The sequence below is a fragment of the Zoogloea sp. genome (assembly GCF_041904905.1).
Lineage (GTDB): Bacteria > Pseudomonadota > Gammaproteobacteria > Burkholderiales > Rhodocyclaceae > Zoogloea.
Window position 1 is genome coordinate 1 of the sequence record NZ_JAYRMI010000112.1, and the last position, 8,147, is coordinate 8,147.

An 8,147-nucleotide genomic window follows, 5' to 3' on the forward strand; every position below is an offset into this window, starting at 1 on the left:
GCACCTACAGCACCCTGGGCGACGTGACCCACATCTACGGCACGGCGGCCACGCCGACCATCACCGTCAGCCTCCTCGACGAGGACGGCAGCTTCGTGGTGGGCAGCCAGGCGGTGACGGTGGCGCCCCCGGCGACGACCAACCGCGCCCCGGTGGCCGACGACGAGGTGTACAGCCTGCGCGCCAACCAGAGCATCGACATTGCCGCGCCGGGCGTGCTCGACGGCGACAGCGATGCCGACGGCGACACGCTGGTCGTGCAGTCGGTGGACGTCACCGGGCTGCAGGGCACCCTCAGCCAGTTCCCGGACGGCGGGCTGCGCTTCACCGCCGCGGCGGGCTTCACCGGCACCACCGCCTTCACCTACACGGTCACCGACGGCCTGGGCGGCTTCGACACCGGCACCGTCACCTTCAACGTGGTCAATGCCGCCCCGGTGGCAGGTGCCGACAGCTACAGCGTGCACGCCGGCACCCCGCTGGTCATCGCCAGCCCGGGCCTGCTGGGCAACGACAGCGACGCCGACGTGGACGCCCTGTTCGTGTCGCTGCTGGATGCCTCGGGTCTCGACGGCAGCCTCACGCTGTCGGCCGACGGCAGCTTCAGCTTCACGCCGACGGCCGGCTTCAGCGGCACCACCGGCTTCACCTACACGGTGGCGGACGGCTTTGGCGGCAGCGCAGTGGGCACGGTCAGCATCGACGTGACCAACCGTGCCCCGGTGGCCGACAACGAGACGCTCTATGTGTGGACCAACGGCAGCCTCGACATTGCCGGGCCTGGCGTGCTCACCGGCGACAGCGACGCCGACGGCGACGCGCTGGTCGTGCAGTCGGTGGACGTCACCGGGCTGCAGGGCACCCTCAGCCAATTCCCGGACGGCGGGCTGCGCTTCACGCCGACGGCGGGCTTCACCGGCACCACCGGCTACACCTACACGGTGGCGGATGGCAACGGTGGCTTCGACACCGCCAGCGTCACCATCAATGTGCTGGCCGAGCCCACCCTCGCCACCCGCATCGGCGACGCGCCGGTGCGTCAGAGCGGGGCGGGCGGGCAGTGGAACGCGGCGTGGAATCTCGCCGGTATCGGCGCATCCCACAAGCACGATGTGACCAACGTCTCCGAAAGCTGGACCGCGGTCGCCTACCATGGGGTCAGCCCGCAGAACCTCTCGGGCGGCGACGTGTACATGGGCGACCTGGGGGTCAGCGGCCAGTCGGCGGCCACCAGTAGCGTGCGTCAGGAGATCGACGGCAAGGAGGGCCTGCGCTTCGACCTGGCGGACGACGCCACCGGGGTCACGGTCAACCTGTCGCGCTTCTTCATCAACGACGACGGCAGCCTGTTCACCGAAAGCGGTCGCCTGCGCCTGCTCGACGACAGCGGCAATGTGGTGGCGGAGACCACCTTCAGCGCCGCCTCCGCCGCGGGCACGCAGCAGGTCAGCCTGGATGCGGCGGGCGGTTTCTCGGCGGTCGAACTGGTGGCTGGCGCCTACGACGGCACCGACTTCGTGTTCGGCGGCTACCAGGATGCGGCGGGCGGTTTCGGCGGCGGCGTGACCACCGACGGCACCGGGCAGCATGGCAGCGACTTCATGGTCGACTGGGTCGAGTTCGAGTTCCCGGTCATCGGCGTGCCGCTGCCGCCGAACGATCTGTAACACCCACGGCCCGGGGGCAACCCCGGGCCCCAGGCAGGAAAGTGTGTCGGTGGTTTTTACAAATCTGTTTTCGGTTTTGTTGAAACTGTTGAATTGAATGAAAAAAGTTTTCTGGCACCGGTCTTGCGTGGTGCCGGAGAAACGATCAACCGGAGTGTTCCATGACCTTCCAGCTTCGTCCCCTCATCGTCTCGGCGGCCTGCCTGCTGGCCAGCGGCGGCGCCTTTGCCGACGTGCTCTACCAGCAGCTGCCCACCGATCCTGCCAACAACCAGTGGTCCGACGCGCCCACCGGCAGCCCCTACCTGCAGGCGATCCCCGCGCTGGCGGGGGCCACCCTCGACAAGATCGTCTGGTGGGGCTTCCACGGCCCGCTGTCGATGGGTGAGGGCGCCGACGCCCTCGAGGTGCTCCTCAACGGCACCGCGGTCGCCGGCTCGCTCACCAAGGAGGCCGATCTCACCTACGCCGGCCTCACCCGCTACACCCTCGACATCGTCGACATCGCCCTCACCGCCACCGAGATCGGGGTGTGGAACAACTCGCTGGACGTGGAGTGGATCTGGGCCGGTGCCTCGGGCAACGACACCGCCGGCAACCCGGCGACGGCCTTCCGCCTGGAAGGCACCCGCGCCGCCAGCGTGCCCGAGCCCACCACCCTGGCCCTGCTCGGGCTGGCGGGGGCGGCCTTCCTGCGAACCCGGCGCGCCCGCGCCTGATCGCGCCTGCCGTGCATTGAACCTACCGGGCCGGCCATCGCCGGCCCGGTTTCGTTGAGGGATCACCGTGCCATTTCTCGGACTTGAACGGCCGCGCATCGACACGCCGATGGGCCAGGCCCTCGAGTGCGCCCTGGGGGCGCTCAAGCGGGTCGCGTTCTTCAGTTTCTTCATCAACCTGCTGACGCTGACCTCGTCGATCTACATGATGCAGGTGTACGACCGGGTGCTTGCCTCCCGGAGCGGGCCGACGCTGCTCTACCTCACCCTGTTCGCCGGCGCCTGCCTGGCCACCCTGGCGGCGCTGGAGGTGGTGCGCTCGCGGCTGCTGGTGCGGCTGGGGGCGCGCTTCGATGCCCAGCTCTCGGGCCTCGTGTTCATGCGCACCCTCACCGGCGGTCGCACCGGGCAGGGGCTGCGGGATCTGGACCAGCTGCGCGGCTTTCTCACCGGCCAGCACATCCTGAGCCTGCTCGACGCGCCGTGGATGCCGATCTACATCGGGCTGGTGTACCTGCTGCACCCGTGGCTGGGCCACGTGGCCCTCGCCGGCGGGGTGCTGCTGTTCCTGCTCGCCCTCTGGAACGAGCGCGACACCCGCGAGCCCCTGGGCGAAGCCGGCAGGCAGATGGCTGCCGGCACCCAGTTTGCCGAGATCTCCGCCCGCAACGCCGAGGCGATCCGGGCGATGGGCATGCTGCCCGGCCTCACCGCCCTGTGGCGCAAGCGCCACGACCTGGGCATCGGCCTGCAGGGGGTGGCCAGCGACCGCGCGGCCAACGTGGCGGCGGTGGCCAAGGCCCTGCGCTTCTTCCTGCAGATCGCCATCCTCGGGGTGGGCGCCTGGCTGGTGATCCAGCAGGAGTGCACCGGCGGGGTGATGATCGCCTCGTCGATCGTCATGGGCCGCGGGCTGGCCCCGGTCGAGGCCGCCATCGGCGGCTGGCGCGGCTTCCTGCAGGCGCGGGAGAGCTACGGCCGGCTGCTCAAGGGCTTCGGCAACGACGGCGCCGACGCCCAGACCATGGCCTTGCCCCGGCCCGAGGGCAAGCTGGTCTTCGAGTCGGTCTCGGGCGGCCCGCCGGATCTGCGCAAGTTCACCGTGAGCAACCTCAGCTTCACCCTGGAGGCCGGTCAGGTGCTCGGGATCACCGGCCCCAGCGCGGCCGGCAAATCCACCCTGGCGCGCCTGGCGGTAGGCGTGTGGCGGCCGGGGGCGGGGGTGGTGCGGCTGGACGGGGTCAATATCGCCGACTGGAACCGGGAGGACGTGGGCCCCCACATCGGCTACCTGCCCCAGGACATCGAACTCTTTCCCGGCACCGTGGCCGAGAACATCGCCCGCTTCGGCGGGGTGGACCCGGACAAGGTGGTGGACGCCGCCCAGCTGGCCGGCGCCCATCAGGTGATCCTCGAGCTGCCCCAGGGCTACGACACGCCCATCGGCCCGGCGGGGGTCAACCTCTCGGGCGGGCAGCGCCAGCGCATCGGGCTGGCCCGGGCCTTCTACGGGCGCCCGCCGATGATCGTGCTCGACGAGCCCACCTCCAATCTGGACGCCGAGGGCGAAGCCGCCGTGCGTCAGGCCATGGAGGCCCTGCGCGGCCAGTCCACGGTGGTGGTGGTCGCCCACCGGCCGGCGGTGCTGGGTGGCACCGACCGGCTGATGGTGGTGCTCAAGGGCCAGATCGCGAACTACGGGCCCACCTCCGAGGTGATGCCCCTCATCACCCGGCGGGTCATCGCCCGGCCGGAAGCTCCGCAGGAAGGAGGCGCCAGCCATGGCTGAACTTGCCCGTGAATTCGAAGCCGCGATGGTGGTGGGCGAAGAGAAGGCCGCCGCCGAAACCCGCCGCTGGAACCGCATCGGCTACGCGGTGATCGCCGCCACCTTCGGCGTCAGCATCGTGTGGTCGTCCCTGGCGCCCCTGTCGTCGGCGGTGGTGGCCCAGGGTTCGGTGAAGGTGGACAGCAGCCGCAAGAAGATCCAGCACCCGGAAGGGGGCGTGGTCAAGGCGATCCTGGTGCGCGACGGCTCCACCGTGAAGGCCGGCGACGTGCTGGTGCGCCTGGACGAAACCAAGGCCGGCGCCGCCTACGGGGTGGTCAAGGGCGGCCGCGAGGTGGCCCTGGCCACCCAGGCGCGCCTGGAGGCCGAGCGGGACGAGCGCGCCGCGGTGGTCTTTCCCAAGGCCCTCGTCGAGCGGGCGGGCGAACCGCAGATCGCCGAGATCCTGCGCGCCCAGGAATCCCTGTTCACCGCCCGTCGCGCCTCGCGCATCGGCGAGGTGGGCATCCTCGACCGGCAGATCGGCGCCCTGCGCAGCGAGATCGCCGGCCTGCAATCCCAGCAGCGCTCCAAGCAGGAGCAGGCCAACAGCGTGAAGGCCGAGCTGGACGGCCTGACCGCCCTGGCCAGCCAGGGCATGGTCGAGAAGACCAAGATCCGCACCATCGAGCGCGACCTCACCCGCCTGCTGGGCGAGCGCGACGAGCTGGCCTCCAAGGTGGCGTCGGCCAACACCGCAATCAGCGAGAAGGAGCTGAAGAAGTTCCAGGTCAAGAAAACCTTCCACGAGGAGGTGGTGGCCGAGCTGAAGAAGGTGCAGGCCGAGAACTTCGAGCTGATCGAGCGGGAGAGCGCCACCCGCTACACCCTGGAGCAGACCGAGCTGCGGGCGCCGGTGGATGGCACCGTCACCGATCTCAAGATCCACACCGCCGGCGGGGTGGTCGGCCCCGGCGAGGTGTTGATGGAGGTGGTGCCCAGCTCCGACCGGCTGATCGTCGAGGGCAAGGTGCTGCCGCCGGACATCGACCGGGTGGTGCAGGGGCAGGAGGTGGGCATCAAGCTGCACGCCTTCAACTCGCGCACCACGCCCGAGCTGAAGGGCCGCCTGAGCTACGTGTCGGCCGACGCGGTGGTGGACCCGCGCACCGAGACGAGCTACTTCGTGGTCAAGGCCACCGTCGCCGCCGACGAACTCAAGCGCCTGGGCGACCAGAAGGTGCAGCCGGGCATGCAGACCGACCTGTTCATCATCACCGGCGAGCGCACCTTCCTGGGCTACCTGTTCAAGCCCCTGGCCGACAGCTTCAACAAGGCCTGGCGCGAGCGCTGAGTCAGGCCGCGGCGCTCCACGGGCCGGTGGGCAGGCTCTCCTCGCACACCGCCAGCCAGGCCCGGGCCGCCCGCGACATGTAGCCGCCGGGTTTCCAGATCAGCGCCACGTGCCAGTCGAGCCGGGGTTCGGCGAGGGGGCGCACGGCCAGCTCGTCGCCCAGGTTGAGGCGGGCCAGCAGCGGGGCGGGGATCAGGGTGGTGCCCAGCCCGGCGGCGGCCATCGCCACCAGGAAATCCCACTGCCCGCTCTGGGCCGCGATGCGCGCCTCGAAGCCCTGGCCGGCGGTGGCCTCGCGCACCCGACGGGTCAGCGCGAAGTCGTCGCCCGGCAGCAGCAGCGGCGCATCGCGCAGGGCCGCCAGCGGCACCCGGGCGTGGCTGGCCCAGCCGGCCTGCCGCGGCCCCACCACGTAGAGCGGAAAGTGCCCCACGCTGCGCGACGCCAGCCCCAGGCCCGGATCGGTGGGGAGGAGGGTGGCGCCCACCTCCAGCCCCTCGGCCGCCACCTGCTGCTCGATGCGCTGCCCGCCCACCTCCCGCAGCTGCAGGGCCACCGCCGGGTAGCGGGCCCGGAAGGCCTTCACCGCCGGGGCGAAGAGCAGGTTCACCATCGGCGGGATGCCCACCGTCAGCTCGCCGCGGGTCAGGTTGGCCAGATCGGCCACCTCGCGGCTGAGGTGGTGCATCACCGCCAGGGCCTCCTGCCCGCGCTCCAGCACCACCCGGCCCACGTCGGTCGGCTGGAGCTGGCGGCCGTCGCGGATCAGCAGGGGCTGGCCGATCTCGGCCTCGAGCTGGCGGATCATCTTGCTCACCGTGGATTGGGTGACGTGCAGGTGCTCCGCGGCGAGGGTGAAGCTCTGCCGGCGGACGGTCTCGACGAAGTAGCGGAGGGCGCGCAGATCCATGGGGTGCATGAAAAAAACGACTGGATGGCAGGATTTTAAGTCATAACACGACTCGCCCGGCCCCCCTATACTCCGCCGCGATCCCGCCCGCACGAGGCGGGGCCCCCGAAAAATCGAGGATCGGAGAAACCAGCCATGCCCATGGATCGAATTCGCCTTGCCCGCTTGCGGGACCGCATCATGTCGCCGGAGGCCGCGGCCGCCCTGTTTGCCGACGGGATGACCGTCGGGATGAGCGGCTTCACCCGCGCCGGCGACTGCAAGGCGGTGCCCTTCGCGCTGGCCGAGCGGGCCCGCCACGAGGCCCTGCGCATCACCCTGATGACCGGCGCCTCCCTGGGCAACGACATCGACAAGGTGCTCACCGACGCCAACGTGATCGGCCGCCGCATCCCCTTCCAGTCCGACCCCACCCTGCGCCGCAAGATCAACGCCGGCGAGGTGATGTTCATCGACCAGCACCTCTCCGAGACCGTCGAGCAGCTGCGCTCCGGCCAGATCGCGCCGGTGGACATCGCGGTGGTGGAGGCCACCGCCATCACCGAGAACGGCGGCATCGTGCCGACCACCTCGGTGGGCAACTCGGCCAGCTTTGCGGTGCTGGCCAAGAAGATCATCGTCGAGATCAACCTCACCATGCCCGCCGGGCTGGAGGGGCTGCACGACATCTACATCCCCACCTACCGCCCGCACCGCCTGCCGATTCCGCTGATCGCGCCGGAGCAGCGCATCGGCCTGCCGTTCATCCCCGTCGACCCGGAGAAGATCGTCGCCATCGTCGTCACCCAGAAGGCCGACAGCCCGTCCAACGTGCTGCCGCCGGACGACGACACCCGCGCCATCGCCGGCCACCTCAACGACTTCCTGGCCCACGAGGTGAAGGCCGGCCGCCTGACGCCCAGTCTCCAGCCCCTGCAGGCCGGCATCGGCACCATCGCCAACGCGGTGCTCCACGGCATGCTCGATTCGCCCTTCCGCGACCTGAAGATGTACTCCGAGGTGCTGCAGGATTCCACCGTCGAACTGCTCGACGACGGCCGCCTCTCCTTTGCGTCGGCCTCGTCGATCACCCTCTCGAAGGCCACCTACGAGCGCGTGCTGGGCAACATCGAGCACTACAAGCAGCGCCTGGTGCTGCGCCCCCAGGAGATCAGCAACCACCCCGAGGTGATCCGCCGGCTTGGCCTCATCACCATCAACACCGCGCTGGAGTGCGACCTCTACGGCAACGTGAACTCCACCCATGTGGGCGGCACCCACATGATGAACGGCATCGGCGGCTCGGGCGACTTCGCCCGCAACGCCCACCTGTCGGTGTTCGTCACCAAGTCCATCGCCAAGGGCGGGGCGATCTCCAGCATCGTGCCGATGGTGCCCCACGTGGATCACACCGAGCACGACACGGACATCATCGTCACCGAGCACGGCCTGGCCGACCTGCGTGGCCTGGCCCCCCGCGAGCGCGCCCACCAGCTCATCGAGCACTGCACCGACCCGCTCTACCGGGACATGCTGCGGGATTACTACAAGCGTGCCTGCCGCCGCGGCGGCCACACCCCGCAGCTGCTGCGGGAGGCCTTCGCCTGGCACCTGCGCGCCGAGGAGACCGGCTCGATGCTCGAACGCCAGCCCGAGGCGGCCTGCGTGCCCGCCTAGGCCCGCCCCCCAACCCTGCCGGTGCGCGCGCAGGCCGCGTGCCGGGGCGCCGGGCTTGAAAGTGCCCTTCGAT

Annotated in this window: 6 protein-coding genes; 5 read left to right on the top strand and 1 reads right to left on the bottom strand. The window is 70.3% G+C overall.

What is annotated here, in order from left to right; all coding sequences use genetic code 11:
* The 4 genes from ACE3N6_RS18735 to ACE3N6_RS18750 all read left to right on the top strand — a co-directional run.
* Positions 1-1,667, top strand: a 1,667-nt coding sequence (locus tag ACE3N6_RS18735) for a cadherin-like domain-containing protein (RefSeq protein WP_374247339.1), incomplete at its 5' end; no start/stop codon positions are given.
* A gap of 161 nt (positions 1,668-1,828) precedes the next feature.
* Positions 1,829-2,386: a PEP-CTERM sorting domain-containing protein gene (locus ACE3N6_RS18740; RefSeq protein WP_374247340.1), complete on the top strand. Its 558-nt coding sequence runs from the start codon at positions 1,829-1,831 to the stop codon at positions 2,384-2,386.
* A 67-nt stretch (positions 2,387-2,453) separates the two neighbouring features.
* Positions 2,454-4,175, top strand: coding sequence for a type I secretion system permease/ATPase (locus tag ACE3N6_RS18745; RefSeq protein ID WP_374247341.1), 1,722 nt, complete (start codon positions 2,454-2,456; stop codon positions 4,173-4,175).
* Complete coding sequence (locus ACE3N6_RS18750; RefSeq protein ID WP_374247342.1) at positions 4,168-5,508, top strand: HlyD family type I secretion periplasmic adaptor subunit; 1,341 nt, start codon at positions 4,168-4,170, stop codon at positions 5,506-5,508. Before ACE3N6_RS18745 ends, ACE3N6_RS18750 begins: the two co-directional genes overlap by 8 nt.
* A 1-nt stretch (position 5,509) precedes the next feature.
* On the opposite strand, the gene ACE3N6_RS18755 is transcribed toward ACE3N6_RS18750, so the two are convergent.
* The gene (locus ACE3N6_RS18755; protein WP_374247343.1) at positions 5,510-6,427 is read right to left on the bottom strand and encodes a LysR substrate-binding domain-containing protein; all 918 of its coding nucleotides are present in this window, start codon (positions 6,425-6,427) and stop codon (positions 5,510-5,512) included.
* Between the two features lie 132 nt (positions 6,428-6,559).
* Between ACE3N6_RS18755 and ACE3N6_RS18760 the strand changes: the two genes are divergently transcribed.
* Positions 6,560-8,074 carry an acetyl-CoA hydrolase/transferase family protein gene (locus ACE3N6_RS18760; RefSeq protein WP_374247344.1) on the top strand — a complete coding sequence of 505 codons (1,515 nt, stop codon included), beginning with the start codon at positions 6,560-6,562 and terminating at the stop codon, positions 8,072-8,074.
* The last annotated feature ends 73 nt before the right edge of the window (positions 8,075-8,147 follow it).

Excerpts from the sequence above, each read along its gene's own strand:
- ACE3N6_RS18760 (WP_374247344.1), top strand. The coding sequence starts at position 6,560 with ATGGATCGAATTCGCCTTGCCCGCTTGCGGGACCGCATCATGTCGCCG.
- ACE3N6_RS18755 (WP_374247343.1), bottom strand. The coding sequence starts at position 6,427 with ATGCACCCCATGGATCTGCGCGCCCTCCGCTACTTCGTCGAGACCGTC.
- ACE3N6_RS18740 (WP_374247340.1), top strand. The coding sequence starts at position 1,829 with ATGACCTTCCAGCTTCGTCCCCTCATCGTCTCGGCGGCCTGCCTGCTG.
- ACE3N6_RS18750 (WP_374247342.1), top strand. The coding sequence starts at position 4,168 with ATGGCTGAACTTGCCCGTGAATTCGAAGCCGCGATGGTGGTGGGCGAA.